The 26,258-nt window shown below is 57.1% G+C and carries 24 protein-coding genes; 7 read left to right on the forward strand and 17 right to left on the reverse strand.

The annotated features are described in order from the left end of the window. Nucleotides 1-11 precede the first annotated feature (11 nt). The 4 genes from AC2TDA_RS13205 to AC2TDA_RS13220 form a co-directional block, all read right to left on the reverse strand. Nucleotides 12-500: an N-acetyltransferase family protein gene (locus AC2TDA_RS13205; RefSeq protein WP_480848422.1), complete on the reverse strand. Its 489-nt coding sequence runs from the start codon at nucleotides 498-500 to the stop codon at nucleotides 12-14. After that, nucleotides 497-1,093: a VOC family protein gene (locus tag AC2TDA_RS13210; RefSeq protein WP_480876631.1), complete on the reverse strand. Its 597-nt coding sequence runs from the start codon at nucleotides 1,091-1,093 to the stop codon at nucleotides 497-499. The genes AC2TDA_RS13205 and AC2TDA_RS13210 overlap by 4 nt, the downstream gene beginning before the upstream one ends. Before the next feature lie 132 nt (nucleotides 1,094-1,225). Further along, on the reverse strand, nucleotides 1,226-3,352 hold the full coding sequence (gene scpA / locus AC2TDA_RS13215) for a methylmalonyl-CoA mutase (RefSeq protein ID WP_480876634.1): 2,127 nt from the start codon (nucleotides 3,350-3,352) through the stop codon (nucleotides 1,226-1,228). Further along, the gene (locus AC2TDA_RS13220) at nucleotides 3,349-4,164 is read right to left on the reverse strand and encodes a hypothetical protein (RefSeq protein ID WP_480876636.1); all 816 of its coding nucleotides are present in this window, start codon (nucleotides 4,162-4,164) and stop codon (nucleotides 3,349-3,351) included. The genes scpA and AC2TDA_RS13220 overlap by 4 nt, the downstream gene beginning before the upstream one ends. A 131-nt stretch (nucleotides 4,165-4,295) precedes the next feature. On the opposite strand from AC2TDA_RS13220, the gene AC2TDA_RS13225 reads away from it, so the two are divergent. Next, entirely contained in the window at nucleotides 4,296-4,742 is a 447-nt protein-coding gene (locus tag AC2TDA_RS13225; RefSeq protein WP_480876639.1) for a DUF4174 domain-containing protein, read from the forward strand. A gap of 90 nt (nucleotides 4,743-4,832) precedes the next feature. Here AC2TDA_RS13225 and AC2TDA_RS13230 read toward each other — a convergent pair whose 3' ends face one another. Together AC2TDA_RS13230 and AC2TDA_RS13235 are read right to left on the reverse strand one after the other, a co-directional pair. Then, on the reverse strand, nucleotides 4,833-6,878 hold the full coding sequence (locus tag AC2TDA_RS13230) for an ATP-binding protein (RefSeq protein ID WP_480876642.1): 2,046 nt from the start codon (nucleotides 6,876-6,878) through the stop codon (nucleotides 4,833-4,835). A gap of 117 nt (nucleotides 6,879-6,995) precedes the next feature. Continuing rightward, the gene (locus tag AC2TDA_RS13235) at nucleotides 6,996-7,199 is read right to left on the reverse strand and encodes a hypothetical protein (protein ID WP_480848433.1); all 204 of its coding nucleotides are present in this window, start codon (nucleotides 7,197-7,199) and stop codon (nucleotides 6,996-6,998) included. Between the two features lie 650 nt (nucleotides 7,200-7,849). On the opposite strand from AC2TDA_RS13235, the gene AC2TDA_RS13240 reads away from it, so the two are divergent. Continuing rightward, nucleotides 7,850-9,001, forward strand: a complete 1,152-nt coding sequence (locus AC2TDA_RS13240) for a DcaP family trimeric outer membrane transporter (protein ID WP_480876645.1) — start codon at nucleotides 7,850-7,852, stop codon at nucleotides 8,999-9,001. An 86-nt stretch (nucleotides 9,002-9,087) separates the two neighbouring features. Here the strand turns inward: AC2TDA_RS13240 and AC2TDA_RS13245 are convergent, their stop codons facing one another. From AC2TDA_RS13245 to AC2TDA_RS13255, 3 genes are all read right to left on the reverse strand, one after another. Continuing rightward, nucleotides 9,088-9,441 (reverse strand): hypothetical protein, encoded by a 354-nt coding sequence (locus AC2TDA_RS13245; protein ID WP_480876648.1) that lies wholly within the window; start codon nucleotides 9,439-9,441, stop codon nucleotides 9,088-9,090. 136 nt (nucleotides 9,442-9,577) lie between these two features. Further along, nucleotides 9,578-10,063 carry a DUF6497 family protein gene (locus tag AC2TDA_RS13250; protein WP_480848438.1) on the reverse strand — a complete coding sequence of 162 codons (486 nt, stop codon included), beginning with the start codon at nucleotides 10,061-10,063 and terminating at the stop codon, nucleotides 9,578-9,580. Between the two features lie 74 nt (nucleotides 10,064-10,137). Further along, nucleotides 10,138-11,670 carry an acyl-CoA carboxylase subunit beta gene (locus AC2TDA_RS13255; protein WP_480848440.1) on the reverse strand — a complete coding sequence of 511 codons (1,533 nt, stop codon included), beginning with the start codon at nucleotides 11,668-11,670 and terminating at the stop codon, nucleotides 10,138-10,140. Between the two features lie 182 nt (nucleotides 11,671-11,852). On the opposite strand from AC2TDA_RS13255, the gene AC2TDA_RS13260 reads away from it, so the two are divergent. Both AC2TDA_RS13260 and AC2TDA_RS13265 read left to right on the forward strand, forming a co-directional pair. Continuing rightward, on the forward strand, nucleotides 11,853-13,058 hold the full coding sequence (locus tag AC2TDA_RS13260) for a multidrug effflux MFS transporter (RefSeq protein ID WP_480848442.1): 1,206 nt from the start codon (nucleotides 11,853-11,855) through the stop codon (nucleotides 13,056-13,058). Between the two features lie 63 nt (nucleotides 13,059-13,121). Then, nucleotides 13,122-14,522 (forward strand): helix-turn-helix domain-containing protein, encoded by a 1,401-nt coding sequence (locus tag AC2TDA_RS13265; protein ID WP_480848444.1) that lies wholly within the window; start codon nucleotides 13,122-13,124, stop codon nucleotides 14,520-14,522. Nucleotides 14,523-14,586: 64 nt separating this feature from the next. Here AC2TDA_RS13265 and AC2TDA_RS13270 read toward each other — a convergent pair whose 3' ends face one another. From AC2TDA_RS13270 to AC2TDA_RS13295, 6 genes are all read right to left on the reverse strand, one after another. Next, a complete protein-coding gene (locus AC2TDA_RS13270; protein WP_480848446.1) occupies nucleotides 14,587-14,826 on the reverse strand; it encodes an HP1242/YdcH family protein in 240 nt (79 codons plus the stop codon). Nucleotides 14,827-14,962: 136 nt separating this feature from the next. After that, nucleotides 14,963-16,621 carry a choline dehydrogenase gene (betA, locus tag AC2TDA_RS13275; RefSeq protein ID WP_480876651.1) on the reverse strand — a complete coding sequence of 553 codons (1,659 nt, stop codon included), beginning with the start codon at nucleotides 16,619-16,621 and terminating at the stop codon, nucleotides 14,963-14,965. 73 nt (nucleotides 16,622-16,694) lie between these two features. After that, nucleotides 16,695-18,203: a choline-sulfatase gene (gene betC, locus AC2TDA_RS13280; RefSeq protein WP_480876654.1), complete on the reverse strand. Its 1,509-nt coding sequence runs from the start codon at nucleotides 18,201-18,203 to the stop codon at nucleotides 16,695-16,697. Then, on the reverse strand, nucleotides 18,200-18,772 hold the full coding sequence (betI, locus tag AC2TDA_RS13285; RefSeq protein WP_480848452.1) for a choline-binding transcriptional repressor BetI: 573 nt from the start codon (nucleotides 18,770-18,772) through the stop codon (nucleotides 18,200-18,202). The genes betC and betI overlap by 4 nt, the downstream gene beginning before the upstream one ends. Nucleotides 18,773-18,862: 90 nt before the next feature. Next, nucleotides 18,863-19,771 (reverse strand): DMT family transporter, encoded by a 909-nt coding sequence (locus AC2TDA_RS13290; RefSeq protein ID WP_480876656.1) that lies wholly within the window; start codon nucleotides 19,769-19,771, stop codon nucleotides 18,863-18,865. Nucleotides 19,772-19,811: 40 nt separating this feature from the next. Continuing rightward, nucleotides 19,812-20,411 carry a LysE/ArgO family amino acid transporter gene (locus tag AC2TDA_RS13295; RefSeq protein WP_480848455.1) on the reverse strand — a complete coding sequence of 200 codons (600 nt, stop codon included), beginning with the start codon at nucleotides 20,409-20,411 and terminating at the stop codon, nucleotides 19,812-19,814. A gap of 85 nt (nucleotides 20,412-20,496) precedes the next feature. On the opposite strand from AC2TDA_RS13295, the gene AC2TDA_RS13300 reads away from it, so the two are divergent. Further along, complete coding sequence (locus AC2TDA_RS13300) at nucleotides 20,497-21,384, forward strand: LysR family transcriptional regulator ArgP (RefSeq protein WP_480876659.1); 888 nt, start codon at nucleotides 20,497-20,499, stop codon at nucleotides 21,382-21,384. A 9-nt stretch (nucleotides 21,385-21,393) separates the two neighbouring features. Here the strand turns inward: AC2TDA_RS13300 and AC2TDA_RS13305 are convergent, their stop codons facing one another. Both AC2TDA_RS13305 and AC2TDA_RS13310 read right to left on the reverse strand, forming a co-directional pair. Next, nucleotides 21,394-22,668 (reverse strand): permease, encoded by a 1,275-nt coding sequence (locus tag AC2TDA_RS13305; protein ID WP_480848458.1) that lies wholly within the window; start codon nucleotides 22,666-22,668, stop codon nucleotides 21,394-21,396. 188 nt (nucleotides 22,669-22,856) lie between these two features. Continuing rightward, nucleotides 22,857-23,597 carry a YebC/PmpR family DNA-binding transcriptional regulator gene (locus AC2TDA_RS13310; protein WP_480848460.1) on the reverse strand — a complete coding sequence of 247 codons (741 nt, stop codon included), beginning with the start codon at nucleotides 23,595-23,597 and terminating at the stop codon, nucleotides 22,857-22,859. A 110-nt stretch (nucleotides 23,598-23,707) separates the two neighbouring features. On the opposite strand from AC2TDA_RS13310, the gene AC2TDA_RS13315 reads away from it, so the two are divergent. Further along, complete coding sequence (locus AC2TDA_RS13315) at nucleotides 23,708-25,480, forward strand: SLC13 family permease (RefSeq protein WP_480876662.1); 1,773 nt, start codon at nucleotides 23,708-23,710, stop codon at nucleotides 25,478-25,480. Nucleotides 25,481-25,496: 16 nt separating this feature from the next. Further along, nucleotides 25,497-26,231 carry a glutamine amidotransferase gene (locus tag AC2TDA_RS13320; RefSeq protein ID WP_480876665.1) on the forward strand — a complete coding sequence of 245 codons (735 nt, stop codon included), beginning with the start codon at nucleotides 25,497-25,499 and terminating at the stop codon, nucleotides 26,229-26,231. Nucleotides 26,232-26,258 lie beyond the last annotated feature (27 nt).

Consider the following 26,258-nt stretch of genomic DNA (forward strand, 5'->3'; position numbering starts at 1 on the left):
GGTGCGACAGATCACTGCGGGGAAAGTATTTTTTGCATCAGAACCAGATCCAACCAGCGCTCCCATTTGCGGCCCACTTCCGGCATCCGCCCGACCTCGACAAAACCCAGGGCCGTGTGAAAGGTCACTGCATCCGGGTTGGCCGATGAAATGCCTGCCACCAAAACATGCACGCCATCCAAGCGGGCTGCCTCCTCTAGAGCAGCCATCAGTGAACGCCCGATACCCCGACCACGCGCTTCCGGGGCCAGTTGGATCGTGTGTTCGCGAGTGTTCGCGTATCCCGGCCCGCCACGAAACGGGCTATAAGTGGCAAAACCCACGACCTGTTCATCCAACTGCGCAACCAGATAGTGCCCCGAACGTGATGCAATGTCGGCAGCAATGCTGTCCGTGGTGCGAGTTTTGGTCGTAAAAGTGACCAACGTGTCCCGAATGATCGCGTTGGTGATCGCAGCGATCGAATCTGCATCCCCAATCCGGGCAGGACGAACGATCATTCCAGCACACGAGTCCCGTGAGGCGTATCGAATTCAGCCTGCATCGCGGCAGGGCCGGAATCGAATTCTACCAGCTCCAAAGGCCCCAGAATGCGGGCAAGATCCAGTGCATCGGGATGATAGACGACCAACCGGCGCAACCTGCACCCGCTGGCCCGCAGCATCTGAGTGGGATGTAGCCCCCCCTTCCACTGGATGACGGCCGGATAAAGGTTGTCGAATGGCAAGCGCCCGGACGAAGGCACGGCCATCCGCCAGCGCAGTGCCCCCCGATCCAGATCGATTGGCGTAACCGGACCATCAGGCATGGTGACGGTTTCGATATCCGCCACTCGACAAATCCAGTTGGTCAGACGCGCGTCTCCCTCGAACCGATCGAGATCAAACCATCGTGGCTGGTCAGGAGCAGGCGCGTCAGGATCAATGGCAATCGCTTCCAGATACAGACCGTTATCCAACCCGAGCAAACGGTTGTAAGTGCCAAACTTCGCATGCTTACCGCCCTGCTGAAGCTGGACACCGAGGGCTTGCTGAACATGAGCAGTTGCTGCATCCAGTGTTTCGCCTGAAACGGCTATATGGTCCAGCTGCATCGCACACTCCTGTAATTCAAGCAGAAAAGCAGCGCGAAAACGCGCTGCTTTAGATGGCAGAGTCGTCGAAGGCTTTGTACCACAAGATTTTTCTGTGAAAAAACTTGTTCCTGCACAGAGCGCTGGAAGGTCCTAGCCGCGCGCTTCGCCAATTAAACGCAAGATATCCTGTGCTGCCTCGGGGATGTTGGTGCCCGGGCCAAAGATCGCTTTGACGCCATGATCGTACAGGAACTGGTAATCCTGCTGTGGAATTACTCCGCCGCAGATCACGATGATATCCTCTGCCCCTGCTTTTTTCAGTTCCTCGACCAATTGCGGTGCCAGCGTCTTGTGTCCAGCGGCCTGAGACGAAATTCCCACGACGTGCACGTCGTTATCGACGGCATCCTGCGCAGCTTCGGCGGGGGTCTGGAACAGAGGGCCAACATCAACGTCAAAACCGATGTCAGCAAATGCAGTGGCGATCACCTTTGCCCCCCTGTCGTGTCCATCCTGCCCCATCTTTACGACCAGAAGACGCGGGCGGCGGCCCTCGGCCTCGGCGAAGTCTTCGATGGATTTTTGAATAGCGGCGAAGCCTTCGTCACCCTCGTAGGCCGCACCATAAACACCGGCGAGGGTTTTAACTTCGGCGCGGTGACGGCCGAATTCTTTTTCCATTGCCATGCTGATCTCTCCTACGGATGCGCGGGCGCGAGCGGCTTCAACGGCAGCAGCCAACAGGTTTCCGCCCTCGCGTGCAGTGGTGGTCAATGCGTCCAACGCCGACTGGCACGCGTCCTCATCGCGCGTGGCGCGAATACGTTCCAGCCGCGCCACCTGCGCCTCGCGCACGGCGACGTTGTCGACGTCGAGGATGTCGATTGGGTCTTCCTTTTCCTTACGGTACTTGTTGACGCCGACGATGACCTCGTCGCCACGATCGATCATGGCCTGACGGCGAGCAGCACTTTCTTCGATGCGAAGCTTGGGCATGCCTGACGTAACCGCCTTGGTCATTCCGCCCATTTCCTCGACCTCTTGCATCAGAGCCCACGCCTTTTCGACCAGCTCATTGGTCAGGCTTTCCACGTAGTAAGACCCGGCCAACGGATCGACCACATCGGTCACGCCGGTCTCCTCCTGCAGCACCAGCTGCGTGTTCCGCGCGATGCGGGCCGAGAAATCAGTGGGAAGCGCAATGGCCTCGTCCAAGGCGTTGGTGTGCAGCGACTGAGTTCCGCCGAGAACCGCGCTCATTGCCTCATAGGCGGTGCGGATCACGTTGTTATATGGATCCTGCTCCTGCAGGGATACTCCTGATGTCTGGCAGTGCGTCCGCAGCATCTTGGAGCGTTCAGACTTCGCGCCGAATTCGGTCATGACCCGATGCCACAGCGTCCGCGCGGCGCGCAGTTTGGCGATCTCCATGAAGAAGTTCATGCCGATGGCAAAGAAGAACGACAAGCGACCCGCGAACTTGTCCACGTCCATACCGGCTTCGGTCGCGGCACGTACATACTCGCGACCGTCGGCCAGCGTGTAAGCCAGCTCCTGCACGAGGTTCGCCCCGGCCTCCTGCATATGGTAACCCGAGATCGAGATCGAGTTGAACTTGGGCATTTCGTTCGAGGTGAATTCGATAATGTCCGAAATGATCCGCATCGACGGATTCGGCGGGTAGATGTAGGTGTTGCGCACCATGAACTCTTTCAGAATGTCATTCTGAATGGTGCCTGACAGCACGGACTTGTCGTGCCCCTGCTCTTCCCCGGCGACGATAAAGCTTGCGAGAACCGGAATGACCGCGCCGTTCATCGTCATCGAAACCGAGACTTTATCCAACGGAATGCCGTCAAACAGGATCTTCATATCCTCGACGCTGTCGATGGCTACGCCCGCCTTGCCCACGTCTCCGACCACGCGAGGGTGGTCGCTGTCATAACCCCGATGCGTCGCCAGATCGAAGGCGACCGAAACCCCTTGCTGACCCGCGGCGAGGTTCCGACGGTAAAAGGCGTTCGATTCCTCGGCAGTCGAGAAACCTGCATACTGCCGGATGGTCCAGGGGCGCCCAGCATACATCGTCGCCTTAACACCGCGGGTGAACGGGCCGAAACCGGGCAGTGACTTCATATGCGGCAGATCAGCTGTATCTTCCTGCGTATAGAGCGGTTTGACGTCGATACCTTCCAGCGTCTCTTTGGTCAGATCGTCCAACGGCCGTCCGCGCAGCTCTTTTTCTGCCAGCGCTTTCCAGTCCTTTGTGTCGGTCATTTCGAATTCCTCTCGTCAATTCGTTCGTAAGCAGGCGCCGTGTCGCCCGATACTGTTTCCTGCAGCAGACACAGCTGGGCCAAACCGTCGGCACCCGATGCCAGCCACGACAAATCATCCGCAAACTTTGCCATCAGCTTCATTTCCTGCCCGCTGTTAGGACACTGCGGTTCTTCGTCTATGTCCTTGTTAAGCCACAAATTCGCCTCCTGACTCGGCGCTTTGCATCTCAGCAGAGTGTCCAACTGTACATCCGGGTGGCCGGCGAATTCCTCGAACGGCAAAACACTCAATGATGTCTGCGGGAAGGCTTGGGACAGATCGGTGACTACTTCCCGCCAACCGCGATGATGTTGCGAAATTTTCGCCCATCTCACATGTGCCCCAAAATCTTTCTTGTTCCGAACCGCGTACCCTGCGACCGAGGGCCAATAGGTATTCAGTGCCCGGATATTCAGGGCGATTCTGGTTACACGACCGTCGAACGCTTCAGCCACCAGCTGCGCCCGCAATCCGGCTTCGGGATAGAGCTCACCCTTGTTGAGGTTCTGCTGCATCATACCCAGAAAATTTTCTTCGCTTATCAACAGTTGCTCAACGCCGCGCGCCTGACACCGGTCCAGTTCACGATGCAGTGCGGCATGTGACGCTGTTGTCATGGACTTCAGCGCACGCAGATCCGTTTCACGCGTGGTTTCTGGTCCCCAGAACGCAACTCTTTTTTGCGCAAGCGCCATGGCGTTGCGGCGCATGTATTCCTGAAAACTGGTAGTCGCACAGCGGTGCGCACCAAAATGCAAGGTGATTTCCATGCGCCTAGCCCACCACGCAGCTTTGCGTTTTGCGATGCAAAGGCATTTTGAACACTTTTTTGACCATCACCTGCATTCCTATAGTCGCATTCGCCAGCGCAGCAGCTATATTCATCAGAACAGGAGGCCCTATGACACGAACGCTTGCCCTTGTTTTTTCGGCACTAATCCCGTTGGCGGCATTGGCCGCGGACGGGTCTGCACCTGCGGACGACGCGTTTGTCCGTCCGGCTGGCGACAGCGAGTTAAGTGAATTTCTTTGGGTCAACCGCCCCATCGTCGTCTTTGCAGACACACCCGCTGACCCACGCTTCCAACAACAGATAGACATGTTGCTGGAAGGCGAAGACGCGATGCGAGACCGCGATGTGGTGGTTCTCACGGATACAGATCCCGCGTCACGGTCCCCGATCCGGTCGCAATTGCGCCCGCGCGGATTCCAGATGGTTTTTGTCGATAAGGACGGTGTGGTCAAACTTCGTAAGCCGTCGCCATGGAGCGTGCGGGAAATTGGCCGCTCCATCGACAAAACACCCTTGCGCGAACGCGAGATTCGCGAACGGCGCGAGGGCGGCTGAACCGGCACCCAACTGAAGCCACACCACCCGGTTCCCGCGCACGGCGCTGGCTCCATCTGGTTATGTGGCCTCACTGCGAGCATGGCTGGATCACTCGAACTCGATAATCACATCGTCCACCGCCAGGCTATCGCCTGGACCGGCATTGATCTTGGCAACGGTGCCTTTCTTTTCGGCGCGCAGGATATTTTCCATCTTCATTGCTTCGACGGTGCACAATGCCTGACCTTCCTGTACTTCCTGCCCCACTTCCACGTCGATCTTCACGATTAACCCTGGCATCGGGCAGAGCAGCATTTTCGACGTGTCGGGCGGCAGTTTCTCGGGCATCAGCTTGGCCAATTCCGCCTGACGCGGGGTGCGAACATGCACTTTCAGGTCTGCCCCTCGGTTACGGATGCGGAAGCCGCCGGACACTTTACCAACCTTCAGCACTAACGGGCTGCCATCGACATCCAGAACTGCCAGTTGATCGCCCGGCGTCCAACCCGAGGTGACACGCATTGTAGTGCCATCCGAGAACGTGACCGACGATCCGTCTTTATCGGCGTCGATCGTTACCTCAAACCCATGCCCTTGCAGTGTAACAACCCAGTCTGTGCCGACCTTACGCTCATGATTGTCCATTCGACCCGACACACGCGTGCGCCGGATTTCGGCGACACGGTGCATGGCGGCGCAGGACGCCGCGATACGCTTCAGGTCGGCCTCGGGCAGTTCAACACCTTCGAACCCGTCCGGGTACTCTTCGGCAATGAACGCGGTCGTCATGTCTCCGCTGACAAATATCGGGTGATCCATCACCGCCGATAGGAAAGGCAGGTTGTGACCGATACCTTCGACCTCGAAACTGTCGAGCGCCACGCGCATCGCCTCGATAGCCTGATCGCGGGTCGGGGCCCAGGTGCAGAGCTTGGCGATCATCGGGTCATAATACATGCTGATCTCGCCGCCTTCATAGACGCCGGTATCGTTGCGCACCGCCGTTTCCCCTTCGGGTGCATCGCCTTGCCATTTTTCATTTTCCAGCAATGGCCCCGAGGCGACTTCTGCCGGAGGACGGTAGCGGCTGAGACGGCCAATGGACGGCAAAAAGCCGCGATACGGATCCTCGGCATAAAGGCGGTTTTCGATGGCCCAACCGGTCAGCGTCACGTCGTCCTGCGTGATCGAGAGTTTCTCACCCGCAGCCACTCGGATCATCTGTTCCACCAGGTCAACGCCGGTGATCAGTTCGGTCACCGGGTGTTCCACCTGCAATCGCGTGTTCATTTCAAGGAAGTAGAAGTTCTTGTCGCCGTCGACGATGAATTCCACCGTACCAGCGCTGGCATAGTTCACAGCCTTGGCCAATGCCACCGCCTGTTCACCCATTGCCTTGCGGGTTTCGGGATCAATGAACGGCGACGGCGCCTCTTCCACCACTTTCTGGTTCCGGCGCTGAATCGAGCATTCACGCTCACCCAGATAAATGCCGTTGCCGTGGCTGTCACAAAGCACCTGAATCTCGATATGGCGTGGTTGGGTCACGAATTTCTCGATAAAAATCCGGTCATCCCCGAAGGAGTTCGCCGCTTCGTTCTTGGAGGATTGAAAACCTTCGCGCGCTTCCTCGTCGTTCCACGCGATCCGCATGCCCTTGCCACCGCCACCAGCGCTGGCCTTGATCATCACCGGGTATCCGATTTCGTTCGAGATTTTCACCGCTTCATCGGCGTCTTCAATCAACCCCATGTAGCCTGGCACCGTGGAAACGTTCGCGTCCTGCGCAATTTTCTTGGACGTGATCTTATCACCCATGCTTTCGATCGCACCCACTGGCGGGCCAACAAAAGCTACGCCCTCAGCATCCAGCGCTTCGGCAAATTTGGAGTTTTCCGACAAGAAGCCATAGCCAGGGTGAACCGCCTGAGCGCCGCTCTGACGGACGGCATCCATGACTTTGTCGATCACGATATACGACTGGTTTGCAGGCGGCGGACCGATGTGCACTGCCTCATCTGCCATCGAGACATGCAGAGCGTTCTTGTCGGCATCCGAGTAAATGGCGACTGTGCCGATTCCCATCTTGCGCGCGGTCTTGATGACCCGGCAGGCGATTTCGCCCCGGTTGGCGATCAGGATCTTGTTGAACATGGAACGTCCTTTGTCTTGATGTTCTGGAAACGCAAAAACGCCGCTGCAGGGCAAAAGCCCCGCAACGGCGTGTTGCGCGATGACGGTCGGGGCGACGCACGCCCCGAAGAATTATTGTTAGTTACAGTTGTTCTGCGTCTTGCAGTACAAAACGTTGCCCGCGGCGCCGACCGCAGCACCGAACAGTGGGTCGGCGCTAAGGACCGCCGCACCGATTGCACCGGCTCCACCGCCAAGCACCGCCTGCTCACCTGTGGTGTCGCCACAGGCTGCCAGCCCGGCACAGGCCGCCAATACATAGAAAAGTCGTGAGAATCGCATGTTTTCTGCCCCATTAGGTTTCTTGGTGTCTTTTGAGGCAGATGTCGGAAACACGCGTTGTTATTCAATAACAAAGCAGCAAAATTCGCAATTTGCGCAGTTTTTTGCCAGTTTACCCACAAGTTTTGCGCAAAGAAAAACGCGGACAGGTCATTGTGGGGATCACAAGCCTGCCCGCGGAAGGAAGGGGTACGGAATAGTAGGTGCTTGTGCGACGCAGGCAAAGTAGAGCCGCACGGCCTGTTCACCTTGCACAGTTCAATTTCTGCCGCCAACCAGACATTTCTTCTCTTTTGATTTCCGGCTGAAACCCGCCAATCGGGCAAAAACGCGCGCAGATTTGCGCCGACGTCCCGCCGTGCAACCTGCATTGCAGTGCGTCTTCCGGCCGTCACATTGCCGTTACAGAACGCCTTCGAAACCTCTGAACGACACCGGTTTCCTTCACGGCCAATAGCGCGTGTCTGACGAAAATTTCTGCGTATGTTTGGGCGCTTGTGAACGCGTTTCACACCTGTGTGAAAAACTGAGCGGCCCGCGACACGATTGCTTGAGAGAATCCGATTTTCTTCTCCCTTTTTAGTGATTTCCATCATCTTTGCATGCGTGGAACGGTGGCGGCGCACACTCGCACACAAGGATTTATCCCCATGAAAATAAAGAGTAAAACCGCTTGCTTGCTTGCTGCCAGCGCGCTTTGCGCGACCTCTACGCAAGCTTTTGCGCAAGATGCTCAGACACAGGCTGAACTGGATGCGCTTCGCGCCCGGGTCGAAGCATTGGAGTCCGCCAATCCCGGCTCGGGAACGGGTGATCTGCAGATCGGAAACACCACACTTGACGTCTACGGATACATCAAAGCCGACTTCTTCTACGACTTCGAATACGATCAGGGCGACACGGCCTTTGTTAACGTGATCGGCGAGCCTTCGGCCGCGACGGATGGCACCTTCGGCGCCACGGTCCGGCAATCCAGGATCGGCCTGAGAACCAACACGCCCTCGGCTATTGGCGACATCAGCGGGCAGTTGGAACTGGACCTTTTCGCATCGAACGGAACGGCTGAGCTGCGGCTGCGTCATGCCAATATCAGAATCGGAGACGCCTGGCTGATCGGTCAGTATTGGACCAATTTCCAACCGCTCGACACATACCCGACCTCGGTTGAATTCAATGGCCCTGTTGGCATCCCCTTCGCCCGGGTTCCGCAGGTGCGTTTCACAAACAAGTTTGGGGAATACACGACCTTTGCAGCCTCGGTCGAAGAAAACGTCAGCGGATCCAACTCGGATGACCCGGTCCTGACTGCTTCTGCCGAATACAACGACGGCACGTACATTGCCCGGGCTTCTGCGCTTTATGGCAAAGCGCAGTCCGGTAGTATCGAGGTCGATCAGACGGGCTTTACGCTGTCCGGCTCTGTTCGTCCGTGGGATGGCGGCCTGTTTCAGGTCAACTATGTCAACGGCGAGGCCCTGGGCCCTTACTTGATCGGTCTGGGTGACCCAATCGTCAACGGTCAGGCCAATGACGTCGACGGCTATACCGTCGAATTCCGTCAAGATATTGCTCCGAAGTGGAACGTAGGGATCGCCTATGGCCGAGAAGACTATGACCTGCCGACCTCGACCGGGACTCTGGCCTTCACCGAGCTGGAAACGATCCACGTCAACGCCTTCTACAAGGCAACCGATAATCTGACACTGAGCGCCGAATACATCTATGGCGAGCGGAACGACGTCAATTCCGGTCAGACCTTCGATGGCAACCGTGTTCAGTTGGCGGCGCAGCTGAACTTCTGACGCATCACACGGGCCCCGCCCGACACAGGGCGGGGTTGCACGGGCTACGCCGCACCCATTCTTGTTTTGCGCCAAACCGCTCACAATCAGCGTGCCCCGTCGAGAATGTCGGGAAAAGATTGGCGAACTGCATCCAGATCAATCACAAGCAACGCCTCATAGCTGTCGGGATCAAAGGGATCCTCCGCCGCGACAACCTCACGCCCGAACAGCCAACTGAGCCGCCCGGCATCCAGATTGCCCCGCTCAAAAGGTTGATCACCGAAGTGATCTAGCAACGCCTGTAAAAAGGCCGCGTCGGCCCGGCGGTCCGCCGGCTTGCGATCGCGGAACCGCTCACGTTTCACCAAAGGGGTCGCGCCCTTGGGATTGGCACGTCGAATGATGAACTGGAAATCGGTTCCGGGCAGGCGACCGGGAAAGCCACGGTGTTTCAACATACCTTAGCCTCCTCGGGCAAACGGTTGAGAATACGGCAAAACCGGCTCATGAACCGGAGCTGAAAAGTCATGTATACCTCCGAAGGTGCGACACTGGGACAAGACGCGCTGAGGTCATGAAATCTGGCATTCATGGTCAGAGCCCCTCCCAGATACACCGGGACTCTTCCAACCGGTAGGCCTCGAAAAATTGTGTGGCGTCAGGCGCCCTATCGCCGAAATCCAGCGCACGGTCAGAGAACGAAATAACGACACGTGCAGGTTCCAGTTCATGCCGCGCCACATAGGGAACAGCCAGTGTTTCACACAAATGCGCCATGTCGACGACAGCCACATCATAAGTGATACGTCCGGCAGTCGACCCGATTCTGGGCGCGACAAAGCGGAAACGAACCCAGAGCTCGCCGGGATTGTCGTCCAGCAATACATTATTGAGCTCAACGGGCTGCCCCGAAGGAACCGGCAACAGGTTGCCGGCATGAGCTGATGCTGCAGTCAGAACCGCCATAATGACACTAATACCGACGCGACCCCAGAACCACCGGTGCCGGTCTCCTCCACCCGGGGTCGCGCGCGCGGAACCGCGGCTCTGCGCAAAACTATGTCGTGTCGGATGCTTCATCTGATAGCTGCAAAATGCTCTTTGGCTTGGCTTTTCTTTGGGTTGAATCAGGCGGAACACCCCGCCCGATCTGATTACAACGGTATGTTGTCGTGCTTTTTCCAAGGATTCTTCAGCTGCTTGTTCCGTAGGCTGGCAAAAGCCTTGGACACGCGGCGACGGGTCGATTGCGGCATGATGACTTCGTCGATGAAACCACGCTCAGCCGCAACGAAGGGATTGGCGAACCGGTTTTCGTAGTCCTGCGTATGCTTCGCGATCTTTTCCGCATCGCCCAGATCAGCGCGATGAATGATTTCGGTCGCGCCTTTTGCACCCATCACCGCAATCTCAGCCGTAGGCCACGCATAATTGAAATCACCGCGCAGGTGCTTGGACGCCATCACGTCATAGGCACCACCATAAGCTTTACGGGTGATCACGGTTACCTTCGGCACCGTCGCTTCACCGTAGGCGAACAGCAGTTTGGCACCGTGCTTGATCACGCCGCCATATTCCTGCGAAGTCCCCGGCAAAAAGCCAGGCACGTCCACCAGCGTCAGGATCGGAATTTCAAAACAATCGCAGAATCGAACGAACCGCGCTGCTTTGCGCGAGCTGTCGATATCCAGGCATCCCGCCAAAACCATCGGCTGGTTGGCCACGACCCCTACGGTCTGCCCCTCAAGCCGGATAAACCCGGTGATGATGTTCTTGGCGAAATCCTCCTGAATCTCATAGAAATCACCCTCATCGGCAATTTTGGTGATGAGCTCCTTCATGTCATAGGGGGAGTTCGGGTTTTCAGGGATCAACGTATCCAGTGAAGTTTCAACACGGTTGGGTTCATCAAAAAACGGGCGGACAGGAGGCTTTTCACGGTTGTTGAGTGGCAGGAAATCCACCAGACGACGCACCTCGGCCAGCGCCTCGACATCATTCTCAAATGCGCCATCTGCAACCGAAGATTTCTTGGTGTGCGTTGACGCTCCGCCCAACTCCTCGGCCGTGACAACTTCGTTGGTCACGGTCTTCACCACATCGGGCCCGGTCACAAACATGTACGAGGTATCTTTAACCATGAAGATAAAGTCGGTCATCGCGGGGCTGTAGACCGCACCACCGGCGCAGGGTCCCATGATCACACTGATCTGCGGAACCACGCCCGAGGCCATAATGTTGCGCTGAAACACCTCGGCATAGCCTGCCAACGAAGCAACGCCTTCCTGGATTCGCGCACCACCCGAGTCGTTGATGCCGATCACAGGTGCACCATTCTGCATCGCCATATCCATGATCTTGCAGATCTTCTGGGCATGCGTTTCAGACAACGACCCTCCGAAAACCGTGAAGTCCTGACTGAAGACATAGACCATGCGACCATTGATGGTGCCCCAGCCGGTTACGACACCATCTCCCGCAGGCTTTTGTTTTTCCATCCCGAAATCGGTGCACCGGTGGCTTACGAACATGTCGAATTCCTCGAAACTGCCCTCATCTACAAGCAGCTCAATCCGTTCGCGCGCAGTCAGCTTACCTCGCGCGTGCTGTGCATCAATCCGCCTTTGCCCACCGCCCAGCCGTGCATCGTTGCGGCGATCTTCAAGCTCGGAAAGGATATCTTTCATGCCGGTATTCCCCTATGAAATTTTGCAGGACAATACCGGGACATGGTCCTTGACCAAAGCTATATTCGGCAAATTTGCAAAACTTTGACAACCATAGCAATGGTAATTGCAAATTTGCTAATTAACAAAACAATTTGGATAGCCCGATGGTATTTCCAATTCCGAAGCTCTAAAGGTGAACAATGCAGTTCAGCACAACCCCTATCAGCCGCACGCCCCCGACGATTGCAACACTCGTTTTGCTGTCTGGCCTGTCGGCACTGAGCATGAATCTGTATCTGCCAAGCCTGCCATTCATGGCCACCTATTTTCAGACCGACTACAAGACAATGCAGCTGTCCATTGCGCTGTATCTTCTAGTCAATGCAGTTCTACAAATACTGATCGGGCCAATTGCAGACAAGGCTGGGCGCAGACCCGTTCTTTTGTGGGGTCTGGGCTTGTTCCTGCTGGCCACTCTGGGGTGCATCTACGCGCCAAACATTGAAATTTTCCTGGCTTTCCGAATGTTTCAGGCCGTGATTGTTGTGGGAATCGTTCTCAGTCGGGCAGCCGTGCGCGACATGTACGAACAGGATCAGGCGGCCTCAATGATCGGGTATGTGACCATGGGTATGGCAGTTGTGCCTATGATCGGTCCGGCAGTCGGCGGATTACTTGAAGAAGCTTTCGGCTGGAAGGCCAACTTTTGGATGCCATTTGGACTGGCAGCGTTGGCATTGCTGCTGACTTATCGCGATTTTGGGGAAACGGCCGCGGCTAGCGGCAAGACACTGATGCAACAGTTTCGAGAATACCCTGAACTACTGACTTCTCCACGGTTCTGGGGCTATTCGCTGTCATCGGCGCTATCGTCCGGTGCATTCTTTGCCTATCTCGGCGGGGCACCTTTCATCGGAACCGAAGTGTTTGGGATGACTGCAGCCGAAGTAGGCGTGTATTTCGGCGCCCCTGCTCTAGGGTACTTTTTCGGCAACTTCATCAGCGGGCGCTATTCAACACGCTATGGCGTCAATCGCATGGTGCGCTGGGGTTGCTGGTTGAACGCGATTGGTGTCGCGCTGTCGGCAGCGTTGTTTCTTATGGGAATGGGCACGGCCCTCAGCTTTTTTGGGCTAATGACCTTTGTCGGTCTGGGCAACGGCATGTCCATCCCGAATGCCACTGCCGGCGCGCTTTCAGTTCGACCGCATCTGGCAGCAACGGCCTCAGGGCTGAGCGGTGCCATTATGCTGGGAGGCGGTGCAGCTCTCAGCGCGTGGGCCGGCGCACTACTGACCCGCGAAACCGGTGCAATGCCGCTGTTGTGGCTGATGCTGGCGACTTCGGTTCTGGCTATTTTTGCCATCAGCAGCGTTATCTGGCGCGAAAGACAACTGGGCATGTAGCGGCTTGCACAGTTAGTTTTGCAAAGTTAGCCTAAGCATTCAGAAAATCTGCAAAGATACGCCATGGCCACTCAAAAACTCTACGCTGGCGCGAAATTGCGCGAAATGCGCACACGTCTGACCCTGACACAAAAGGAATTCGCCGCCAAGTTGGGCGTCTCGCTGCCCTATCTGAACCAGATGGAGAACAACAACCGTCCGATTTCGACTACTGTTGTTCTTGCGCTGGCACAAGAATTCGGCATGGACGTGACCGAACTCAGCACCGGCGACAGCGAACGGCTGGTGTCAGATATGCGCGAAGTGCTGGCCGACCCGGTTTTTGCCGACACTGTGCCGCCTCTTGCCGATCTTCGGCTGACCGCTTCGAACGCCCCGGCGCTAGCGCGTGCCTTTATCGAACTACACCGCACGTATCGCCAAACTCACGAACGGTTGGCATCCTTGGACGAGGCCTTGGGGCGCGAAGACGCGCGTACGCAGGCCAGCCCTTGGGAGGAGGTGCGCGATTTCTTCCATTACTGCGACAACTATATCGATGCTGTCGACCGCGCAGCCGAGCGCTTTGCCTCACACGCCGAAGCACCGGGCGGTATTCGTCAGGCCGCACTCACTAGCCTGTCCGAGCGGGGCATACAGGTTACCTTTGCTGATACAGAAACGTTGCGCAGCTATGATGCGGCCGGAAAGGCTCTGCGACTGTCTTCCCGCGCGGCCCCGCAAACACAGGTGTTTCAACTGCTGTTGCAGGTAGCCCTGATCAGTCAGGACAAACTGCTTGAGGCAACGCTGGACTTTGCACGCTTCCAAAGCGACGAGGCCCGCGCCATTGCTAAAATTGGGCTGGCCAACTATTTCGCCGGCGCCTCGCTGATGCCTTACGGCCCGTTTTTGACCGCAGCCCAAGAAGACCGACACGATCTGGAACTGCTCAGCAACCGCTTCGGGGCCTCAATCGAACAGGTGGCGCACCGCCTGTCGACTCTGCAACGGCCCGGGGCCAAAGGTATCCCGTTCTTCTTTGTGCGTGTCGACCAAGCCGGAACAATCACAAAACGCCATTCCGCTACGCGCCTGCAATTCGCACGGTTTGGCGGCGCATGCCCATTGTGGAATGTTCACCGTGCCTTCGAGACACCGGGGCATTTCCTGCGACAGCTAGCAGAAACACCGGATGGGGTTCGCTATATCTCGTTGGCATGCGACGTATCCAAATCCGGAGGCTCGTTCGGTGCCCCCGTCCGCCGCTACGCAATTGCTCTGGGATGTGAAGTACGCCACGCCGAAGCATTGGTCTATGCCGACAATCTCGACATCAACAACGCCAGCGCCTTCGAACCGATTGGTATTTCCTGCCGCATCTGCGAGCGCCAGACATGCCACCAACGCTCAGTTCCGCCGCTGGAACGGCGCCTGACAATCGACGCGCACAAACGCGGCACACTACCCTATGAAGTGACCTGATATTTCCCAACTAAAATGCTTGGGGCGGCGAATTGCGGCGGGGGCAGAACCCCCACCTGCGATCTCAGCTTTTGGTCAAAATCGCCCAGATCTCATCTTTAAGTGCCGCACGTTTCTTGCGCAGCTCGACTTCTGCCAACTCTTCCATCGGGGTTACGTTGGTTTCTGCCCTGTGAACCGTACGGTTGACCTCGTGATACTCATCCGACAGCCGTGCGAAATGCGCATCTGTCTGCTTGAGCTGGCTCATCATTTCGACCTTATCGGGGAACTCCTCGGCCAGCTCATGCGGGGTGTGAGACATCCTGTTCGCTCCTTTGTTTAGCGTTACGTCTCAATGCTAAAGATACCTGTAAGGTACCGCATTGACGCGGATCAAATTCAGTCCGCACATCGCAACAATTCGGTAGCTTACGATTCACCGGCAATCGCCGCGCAGCTTATCGCTGCGCGGTGGCCCAACCAGGGTGTATCCATGGCCGATCATTGGATTTGGGCAGCGGATCACGCCCCAGCATGTGGTCCGACACCTTTTCGCCAACCATGATCGAGGGCGCATTCAGGTTGCCATTGGTGATCTGCGGAAAAATCGAGCTGTCGGCAACGCGCAACGCTTCGACACCGATCACGCGACCTTGCGGATCGACAACAGCCTGTTTGTCATCCGCCCGACCCATGCGGCAGGTCCCGCAAGGATGATAAGCGCTCTCCGCATGTTCGGCGATGAAGGCGTTCAGCTCTTCGTCTGTCTGAACTGATGCGCCCGGCTGAATTTCCTTGCCGGCATAGGGCTTGAACGCATCCTGACCGAACAATTCGCGGGTCAGGCGAATACAGGTGCGGAAGTCCTCCCAGTCCTCTTCATGGCTCATGTAGTTGAAACGGATTACGGGGGCATCCTCAGGCTTGGCCGAACGCAGGGTCACCGCGCCACGTGACGGCGAACGCATCGGGCCGACATGAGCCTGGAACCCATGCCCCTCGGCGGCGGCTTTCCCATCATACCGCACGGCAATCGGCAGGAAATGGTACTGGATGTCCGGGTATTCAATGCCGGGCTTCGAACGGATGAATGCGGCACTTTCAAACTGGTTCGACGCACCAAGGCCGGTCTTGGTAAACAACCATTGTGCACCGATCAGCCCCTTGCTGATCAGGTTCCAGTGTTTGTAGAGCGTGATCGGTTGCAGAGAAGCTTTCTGGATATAAAGCTCCAGGTGGTCCTGCAGGTTCGCACCAACGCCCGGGCGATCCGCCACAACATCGATGCCATGCTCGGCCAGATGAGAAGCCGACCCAATGCCGGACAGCATCAGTAGCTTGGGCGAGTTTATTGACGAAGCGGCAATAACCACTTCACGCCGGGCGCGGATGATCTCTTTCTTGCCACCACGCGTCAGCTCGATCCCTGTCGCCCGCCCATTTTCGATGACAATGCGAGAGGCAAGTCCCCGGACGATATCGCAATTCTCGCGTTTGAGCGCGGGTCTCAGATATGCATTCGCCGCCGACCAGCGCCGCCCTTTCCAGACGGTTTGCTCCATCGGGCCAAAGCCTTCCTGCTTTTCCCCGTTGTAATCCCCAGTGACTTCGTAACCCGCCTGTTGCCCCGCATCCACAAAGGCTTTGAACAACGGATTCTCGCGTGGGCCTCGCGAGACGTGCAGCGGGCCATCCGTTCCCCGCCAAGTGCTGTCACCGCCGTGGCCACCATCATGCCAAGTTTCCATCCGCTTGTAATACGGCAATACGTCTGCATAGGACCAGCCATCGGCACCCATCGTGTCCCAGGTATCGAAATCACGGGCGTGTCCGCGCACATAAACCATACCATTGATCGATGAAGACCCCCCGATCACCTTGCCACGCGGACAGGCCAGACGGCGATTGTTCAGATGCGGCTCGGGCTCGGACTGGTAACCCCAATCATAGCGCGACATGTTCATCGGATAGCTGAGCGCCGCCGGCATCTGGATAAACGGCCCGGCATCGGTTCCGCCGTGCTCGATTACCAGAACCGAGGCGCCAGCCTCGCTCAGGCGATAGGCCATCGCACAGCCAGCGGATCCTGCACCAACGATGACAAAGTCTGCTTCCATATTCACGACTCCTTGCCCCGCCGATCCAAGTTATGAGGCCTTCGGCGAGAGTATTTCCAGAAAGATGAAGAGGTCATTCTCCGCGCGGGAACCGCGCATTTTCCTCGACGTTATTCAGATCCATGTGGTTGCGCATGTACCGTTCGGACGCCCTCTGCAGCGGCTGGTAATCCCACGGGTAGTAGCCACCCTGGCGCAGCGCTTCGTAGACCACCCAGCGCCGAGCCTGGCTGGCGCGTACTTCAGCATCAAAGCGGTCTAGATCCCAACGCGCCTCGGATTTAGCACGCAGAGTCTGTAGCGTTCCCGCGTGCTCCGGATCGTCGGCCAAATTGTGCAGTTCATTCGGATCAGCCTCGACATCATACAGCTGATCCGGGTCCAGTGCGCAGCGGTTATACTTCCACTTGCCATAGCGCAGCGAAACCAGCGGCGCGTAAGAGGCTTCGGCGGCATATTCCATCTTCACCGGAGCCGTTCGCTCAGAGCCGTTGGCAAGCGGCACGAGATCTTCGCCATCGGTCCACGGAGCGATCTCGGCCATATCGACACCTGCCAGTGCCCCAAGGGTCGGCGTGACGTCGATCGTTGAAACCGGGGTATCAATGCGGCCGACTTGCATGTCGGGCGCGGAAATCATCAGCGGCACGCGTGCAGAACCTTCATAGAAGTTCATTTTGAACCACAGGCCGCGCTCGCCAAGCATGTCGCCGTGGTCCGAGACGAACATGACGATGGCGTCCTGTCGAGTGGTTTCCAGCACCTCCATGATTTCGCCGATTTTGTCGTCCAGATAGGAAATATTGGCGAAGTAAGCGCGGCGTGACTTGCGGACATCCTCTTCGGTGATGTCAAAACTGCGCCAGTCGTTTGCGTCAAAGATACGTTTAGAATGTGGGTCCTGATTGTCGTAGCCCAGATCGGGAACTTCAGGCAGCAGATGCTCGCAATCTTCGTACAGATCCCAGTACTTCCGACGGGCCACATAGGGATCATGTGGGTGCGTAAAGCTGACGGTCACGCACCACGGGCGTTCTTCGTTTCCGCGCGCCAGATCGTAGAGTTTTGCTTTAGCGTTGTAGGCGACCTCGTCGTCGTACTCCATCTGGTTCGATATCTCGGCAATACCCGCACCCGTGACCGAGCCCATATTGTGATACCACCAGTCAATCCGCTCACCCGGCTTGCGGTAATCCGGGGTCCAGCCGAAATCGGCCGGGTAGATGTCGGTCGTCAAACGATCTTCGAACCCATGCAACTGATCGGGGCCGACAAAGTGCATCTTGCCAGAGAGGCACGTGTAATACCCCGCGCGGCGTAGATGATGGGCATAGGTCGGGATATCGCTGCGAAACTCAGCCGCGTTGTCGTAGACACCGGTGCGAGACGGCAGTTGCCCGGACATAAAGCTGGCGCGCCCAGGTGCGCACAAGGGTGACGCAGTATAGGTGTTGGCAAACCGCGTCGACCGGGCAGCCAGCTTCTTGAGGTTCGGAGCGTGCAGCCAGTCCGCCGGACCATCAGGAAAGAGGGTTCCGTTCAATTGATCCACCATCAGGATCAAAATATTCGGTTTTGTCATTTTTCAGCCTCGAGCAGTGTTCTCAGGACGCGCTGAGCGTGGATCACGGCCAGCTGCGGCTCTTCCGGCGCGCTGAGAGCGGCGCGAATGTACAGACCATCGATCAGAGCAATCATGTTCTCGGCCGCTTCGACCGGTTCATTCATTAACGGGCGCAGGGCGTAGATCAGGTTCGATCGAATACGCGCCTGATAAATCCGCCAAAGGCGAAGGGCATCGTCATTGGTTTGCGCCAGCACGTAGAAAGTCATCCAGGCAGCGATCACATCCGGCGTAAAGCACGATTGGGCGAAACAAGCCCGGATGATGGCCTGTGCGCGCTCATTCGGTTTGGCTTTATTAAGCTCGCCCCGGGCTTCCGCGCCGAAATCCGACAGGATGCGGCGCATGGCTGCCAGAAAAATCTGCTCCTTGCCGCCGAAATAGTGATGCGCCAAAGCGCTCGACATCCCTGCCCGCTTGGCGATCTGACTGACCGTCACGTCGAGCGATTTCTGAACGCCCAGCTCGGCAATCGTCGCTTTGATGATCGCGTCGCGGCGGATCGGTTCCATTCCGAGTTTTGGCATTGATACACCCCTGGCTCAGGCCCTGAACCTAAACGCTAGGGGGTTTTTATTGACTCGTCAATCAATAACCATTCCCGGAACCTCAGGCATCTAGAATTTTGTACCAACGTCAGGCGGAGTGATTGCTTTCCGGTTCAGCACTGCCTCTCGCCAAGAGATAAAGCTGACCGCAGCCAGAATCAGCGTTCCGCCGCTGACAACCCAGATGTCGATGCCCTCGTGGAACACCAGCACCCCCAGCAATGTGGCCCATATAAGCTGAAGGAATGTCACCGGCTGGGTCACAGCAACAGGAGCCGCCTGAAGGGCAAGCGTCATGAAATAATGACCCGCCGTGGCAAAGCTTGCAATCAGGAACAGCACAAAGATGTCCCGCAAAGTGGGAGGTTCCCAGACAGCGACGGCAAATGGAATCAAAGCGATCGTGACCCAGATCGACAGATGGGCAACCACCACTGAAGGAGGGATATCGCGTACAAGTAACTTGGCCAGTAAATACGAGCCGCCCAAAGACAAAGAAGTTCCCAGCATGGCGAGATGCCCCGGTGATACTTCACGAAAGCCCGGGCGGAGAATGATAGTTACACCGATCAGAGCAACACCGATGGCCGCGATCCTGCGAAAGGCCAGCTTTTCGCCTAAAAACAGGGTGGCACCTATGGTGACGTATATCGGCGTCAGGTAATTCATGGCGGTGACTTCGGCCAGCGGAATGGTCGTCATGGCATAAAACCAAAGCATGACGGCCACGGCGTGGATGACACCCCTTAGCCCGAACAGCTGCAGTTGACGGGTTGTCAGTCGGGTCGTCACGATCGCGCGCATCGCCGGAAGCAGGAAAACCAGCCCAAGAACGTACCGCAGGAACGCCGCCTGAATAGGGTCCATGGATGAACCAAGCGATTTCACCAATGCGTTCATCCCGACAAAGGATAGCCCGGCAGCTAGCATCCAAAGCATACCGGCAACATGGCGGGACGAGGCGGAAGGAAAAGTCATGGCGTTGGTTGAACACCGAAAACAGCCGCGCCACAACCCTTCACATGGCAACAAGTTTCAAAGCGATACCCAACATAACGACACCGATCACAACGTCCAGAACCTGCCATGCGCGAGGCCGCGTAAAATAGGGGGTCAGAACCCGAGCTCCGTAGCCAAGCGAAAAGAAGAACACAAAACTTGAAGTCATAGCACCTACGGCGAATCCCATCCGGTCTTCGTATTGGGCCGAGATGGATCCGATCAGTACCACAGTGTCCAAATAGACATGCGGATTCAGCCAGGTGAACGCCAGCACCGTCAGCAAGGCAGCCCGCCGTGTGGTCCGCTGCCCCTCGCCAACCTTTATTGCCGCCCCGCCCTGCCACGCTGACCAAAAACTGCGCATCCCGTACCACGTCAGGAAAATCGCACCACCATAGCGCATCACTGTTTCAAACCACGGCGCGGCTTGCGCCAAAGTACCGAAACCGGCGACCCCCGCTCCGATCAGTATTGCATCGGACAGTGCGCAGGTCAGACACAGCGCAAAAACATGCTCGCGCCGCAGGCCTTGCCGCAACACAAAGGCGTTCTGCGCACCGATGGCAAGGATCAGACTGAACCCAAGAACAAACCCGGCGATAAGCGATGTGGACATGAAGCCTCCAATTGTTGGCTGGTTGACTACATGGCACTGGCACCTTTAACAAATTAAAGAGATTTACCTTGATTAAGTTTGGCTAATGTCACTTGACCCACATCACCTCTCTGCGTTGGCGGCTATTTTGCGCCACGGCAGTTTCGACGCAGCCGCCGCCGACTTGTCTGTTACACCCTCGGCCATTTCGCAAAGGATCAAGGCATTAGAAGATCGCGTTGGAGTATCTCTGATCCAGCGCGGTACGCCCTGCACTGGAACTCCGGCGGGGTTGCGGATCGCCCAACACGCTGCTGATATCGGATTATTGGAAGCTCAGTTAAACCGAGAGCTGGCTCTGGACCAAGAGACGGGCCCTGCCTGCGTCAGGATCGCAGTGCCTGCGGACAGTCTGGCCACCTGGTTCATCGAGGCCTTGTCACAAGTCGATGGCATGCTGTTCGATCTTGTGGTTGACGATCAGGATCACTCAGCAGAATGGTTGAGGCGCGGTGAGGTCAGTGCTGCCGTCACAGTCGGCGGTTCGACCGTTACCGGCTGCGACGCGATCGAATTGGGAACGCTGCGGTACTTGCCGACCGCCAGCCCTGCCTTTGTGCGAACCTGGTTCAGCACTGGCGTTTCCGCCAAATCGCTGCAACTCGCGCCGTGCCTGACATTTAACCTCAAGGATAACCTGCAACAGGCTTGGATTATTCAACAAACGGGTGTTCGGATTTCTCCTCCATCTCATTTCCTGCCATCTTCGCAAGGGTTCGTCGAAGCTGCTGCTGCCGGGCTCGGCTGGGGTATGAACCCTGAAAACCTTGCTCGCCCTGCTTTGGACGACGGGCGCTTATGCGCGATTGTGCCCAACGCTCCTCTCGACGTGGCGCTAAGCTGGCAGGTCGGTCGCATACTTGCCCCTGCCCTTGCGCCCCTGACCCGCGCTGTGCGAGACGTTGCCGCTCGCAATTTGCTGCGTCCTTCCTAAGGATCGAAGTCAGGTCTGCATCGCCTTACCCTTTTTCGGCGCAGCAATGCGATAACATGAAAAAGCCGACCACAGGCTGACCAGGACTATGAACACAATTGCCGCAGCGACCTCATGCATGTGGGCAACGGCCGCCAAAGTAACCGAGAAAACAACCCCGGCCAACCGGCAGATGGCCTTTATGGCGGCCGCTCCCCGAACGCGCTGGTCTTTGGGAGCGACATCCAGAAAATACAGCCCTTTGGCGCTGCTTATTCCCGTAACGGCGACAGAAACGACAAACAAGGCAATCGCGTGCAGTTGAACGTCGTGGTCGATATGCATGTAATGAAATGCCAGCAACACAATACCAGTTACTGCCACCAAAAGCGCGCCTGTGACCATCACCGCTCGATGAGATTTCATGTTCACCAGCTGCCAAAGGGGCGCCGATACCAGATAGCCGGACGCCGATGAAACGATCATGGCTGTCAGCCCTTTGGCCGAGTGGTGATGAGCCTCTGCGGCGATGAGCGCAAAAAAGGGCACCGACAATGACACCACGACCAATGGTAGACGCATGACCAGATAACGGCGAAACCAGGCCTGATCGAACATGTCACGAATGCCTGAAACGATCTCGCGCAACGACTGGCGAGGAAAGTGCGGACCTTTAACATCGGGTTTTTTATCCGGCGCCTTTTCAGCCATCGCCAGAATGCACAGGGCGGAAAACAGAAAAAAGGTAACTGAGGCCGCAATAACAGCAGAATGGCGGGAAAATGGCGGATTTTGCTTAGTAACCTCGTGAATAAGCAACACCAGACCTATTGCACCGAGCCCCCCCGCACCCAACTGAAGATAGCGAATGACCATACGAGATTTCGATTTCAGTTGATCTCCAAACAGGTCAGACAGCATCAGCGACTGGGTTTCTTCGATCAGCCCGATCGCAAAAAACGCCGCCACAAAGGCAACCGCCGTCAATGGCACGCTGCCGGTGGCCGCGATCAGCAAAGCCATCAACAGACAGGCGCCAATGCCGAGCTCGGTTATGGCGATCCCGCGCTTCTTCCTCTGTTGCGCCGCGATGGGACGCGCCAGAAAAATGTCCGAGATCATGTTGCCCACCATACGTACAGATACCAGCGCGCCAGCCAAGAACATCGGCAGATCAAGCGACACCGCCAGAAAAGACAAAACGACCGAGGGACTACCCAAGGTCCATGCCACTTGCGACAGGATACTCTGGCCAGCCAAGACCGGCACATTGCGCTTTGACGGATCAGAGGTTTTGTTCACCATTCACCGGTCGCCCACGTAGCTCCGCACCTCAGGACGCGGACATGCCCGATTGCCGTTGGTCATCCACCGCGCTTTTCCAAGTGTATAAACTCGCACCGCTGCGGCCAAGAACTCAGTTAAGATCCCGTGGAATCAAAAAACCCGGCCTTTCCAGGCCGGGATTTGAAATAACGCGAAGTCGCTGCCGGTCAGAGCTGCGCCATGACTTCATCGGTGGCTTCGAAGTTGGTTGTGACGCGCTGAACGTCGTCATCATCCTCCAATGCATCGACCAATTTCATCAGGCGCTGCATATCCTCCAGGCCCAGCTCGGTCGTTGTGGAAGGTTTCCACACCAGCTTGGTGGACTCGGATTCACCCAGCGCCGCTTCCAGCGCGTTCGAAACCTCGTTCAGATCGGTATCGGCGCACCAGATGATGTGCCCGTCTTCCGAGCTTTCGACATCTTCCGCACCCGCTTCAATCGCGGCTTCGAAAATGGTGTCGGCATCGCTCGCGGACGCAGGATATACGACCTCGCCCTTGCGCTCGAACATGAACCCCACCGACCCGGTCTCGCCCAGGTTGCCGCCGTTCTTGGAGAAGGTCGAACGCACGGTAGACGCAGTGCGGTTGCGGTTGTCAGTCATCGTTTCAACGATCACAGCCACACCGTTGGGGCCATAGCCCTCATACCGGATTTCTTCATAATCGTCGCCCTCGCCCGCCTGCGATTTCTTGATCGCGCGGTCGATCACGTCCTTGGGGACCGAGTTCGACTTGGCCTCTTTTACCGCCAGACGCAGGCGCGGGTTCTTGTCGGGATCAGGGTCGCCCATCTTCGCGGCGACAGTGATCTCTTTAGACAGTTTAGAAAAAAGTTTGGACCGCGCGGCGTCCTGACGCCCCTTGCGGTGCTGGATGTTGGCCCATTTTGAGTGGCCTGCCATGTTGCGTCCTCGTCATCGTAATTGTGTATTTGGCGCTCATATAGACGTTTGCGGGGGGCAGGATCAAGAGAGCGGCTTGCTCAGGCCCCGCCTACGGGTATGGTGACGGCATGACGACGGATCAGATTATTCTTTTCGCCCTTTTCATTGCTGTTTTTGGAATGCTGCTATGGGGCAGATTTCGCTACGATCTTGTGGCGTTTACGGCTCTCATGATCAGCGTTGTCCTTGGTGTGGTGCCAGTGGACGATGCCTTTGCCGGGTTCGGACATCCCGCGACCATCATCGTGGCACTGGTTCTGGTTGTTTCCGCGGGACTGGTCCGGTCTGGTGCCGTTTTCCTGATCACGCGCACGTTGGTCGACTCTTCGCGCGGCCTTGGCGCCCATATCGCGCTGATGGGCGGGATCGGGGCAGTATTGTCCGCATTCATGAACAATGTGGCCGCGCTGGCCTTGCTGATGCCGGTCGACATCCAAACCGCCCGTAAAGCGGGACGCTCCGTAGGCCTGAGCCTGATGCCTCTGAGTTTTGCCACCATTCTCGGCGGTATGGCCACCCTGATCGGAACTCCGCCCAATATCATTATTGCCTCAATCCGGGCCGAGACATTGGGCGAGCCGTTTCACATGTTCGATTTTGCCCCCGTCGGTGGTTTGGCCGCTATTGCTGGTCTTGCATTCGTCGCGCTGGTGGGATGGCGATTGATCCCCAATCGCGGCCCGCACGAAGAAACTTCGGAGGTTTTGGCCGAGTACATTGCCGAACTGACCGTTCCTTCGGACTCGGCGCATATAGGCAAGCGGGTCAGCGAGTTATACGAGGTTGCTGAAAAATCAGACGTGGCCATCATCGGACTGATCCGCGACGGCAAACGACGCTATGGCCGATCTGCCCATGCAACGCTGCACGAGGGCGACGCGATGGTGCTTGAAGCACGGCCCGAAGCGTTGGATGAGTTTCGTGCTGCCCTGAACCTGGATTTCTCTGACACGCGCCGGCAGGAATTGCTGACTGCCGGCGGTGACGGTCTGGAAGTAATCGAGGTCGTAGTTCCCGAAAGCGCCCGCATCACCGGCCGTACCGCGCAGGGCGTTGGCCTTGCCTGGCGTCAAAGCACGGTATTGATGGGTATCTCGCGCCAAGGTCGCCGCATCTCCGAACAGGTGCGCAAAACAGAAGTAGAGCCCGGTGACATCCTGCTATTGTTGTGCCCCCGTGATCGCGGGGCGGATGTGACCGAGTGGCTGGGCTGTCTGCCGCTGGCAGAGCGCGGGTTGAATGTCACGGCTAACGATAAAGCGTGGCTGGCCATTGGCTTGTTCGCAACTGCCGTGTTGGCGGCAAGTGTTGGGCTGCTTTATCTGCCGATTGCGTTGGGATTGGTGGTGGTGGCCTATGTGCTGACAAAGATCATGCCAATCGCGGACATCTACAATCACATTGAATGGCCAGTAGTAGTACTGCTGGGGTCAATGATACCGCTGGGCAGTGCGCTGGATAGTTCGGGCGGCACGGAACTGATCGCCAATGCGCTGATCCAGCTGACAAATGGCCTGCCTGCCTGGGCTATCCTGACCGTTTTGATGGTAGTCACCATGACGTTGTCTGACGTGCTGAACAATACCGCTACTGCCATCGTAGCCGCACCTGTCGGGATTCAGATGGCTCGTACGCTTGAGGTCTCGCCTGACCCGTTTCTAATGACCGTGGCAGTTGCCGCTTCTGCCGCGTTCCTCACACCCATCGGACACAAGAACAACACACTGGTACTGGGTCCTGGCGGGTACCGGTTCGGTGACTACTGGCGTATGGGATTACCGCTCGAAGTTCTGATCATCGCGGTGTCCATTCCCTCCATCCTTGTCTTTTGGCCGCTTTGACGGGTAAAGGCACCTCATGAAACGCTTTTTGACCCTGCAATTGCGCCCGGAAACCGATGCTTCGGATGCCGAGTTCGCGTCGATCTTAAATCGCAGCGGCCTGTTGCCCGACCAGACCCACCGCATCAGGTTAGACTGCGAAGACTTGCCCGAGGGGCTGAACGTGACCGACTACGCCGGAGTCATCGTTGGTGGTGGACCGGGATGTGTCAGTGACGATCCGGCAACGAAGTCGCCGATGGACGCGCGGATCGAAAAGGCCATCATGGGGTTGATGCCTCAGATCACGGCGCACGATCATCCCTTTATGGGTTGCTGTTATGGTTTGGGGATACTTGTGGCCCATCTGGGAGGAGAGGTCAGCAAGGAACAGTTTGGCGAACCCGTCGGCCCTTCGACCTGCCACCTGACCGAGGAAGGCGCGCGCGACCCGTTAACTGCCAATCTACAGCCCAGGTTCGACGCTTTCGTGGGGCACAAGGAAGCTGTGCAAGCACTGCCTGACGGGTGCGTCCATCTTGTGGCTTCGGACCCCTGCCCGTTCCAGATGATCCGTTGGGGTCAGAATGTCTATGCCACGCAGTTCCACCCCGAAGCGGACGCGAAAGATTTTGAGCAGCGCATCAACATCTACAAAGATCACGGCTATTTCCCACCCGCGGATGCCCAAAGTCTGATCGATACCTGCCACGCCGCCGACGTGACGCAGCCCGGAGAAATCCTGCGCTGTTTTGCCCAACGATATGGATGACCCAACGGCGTGGTTGCCTGATCACTT

The sequence above is a fragment of the Ruegeria sp. HKCCD6426 genome, from assembly GCF_057221115.1.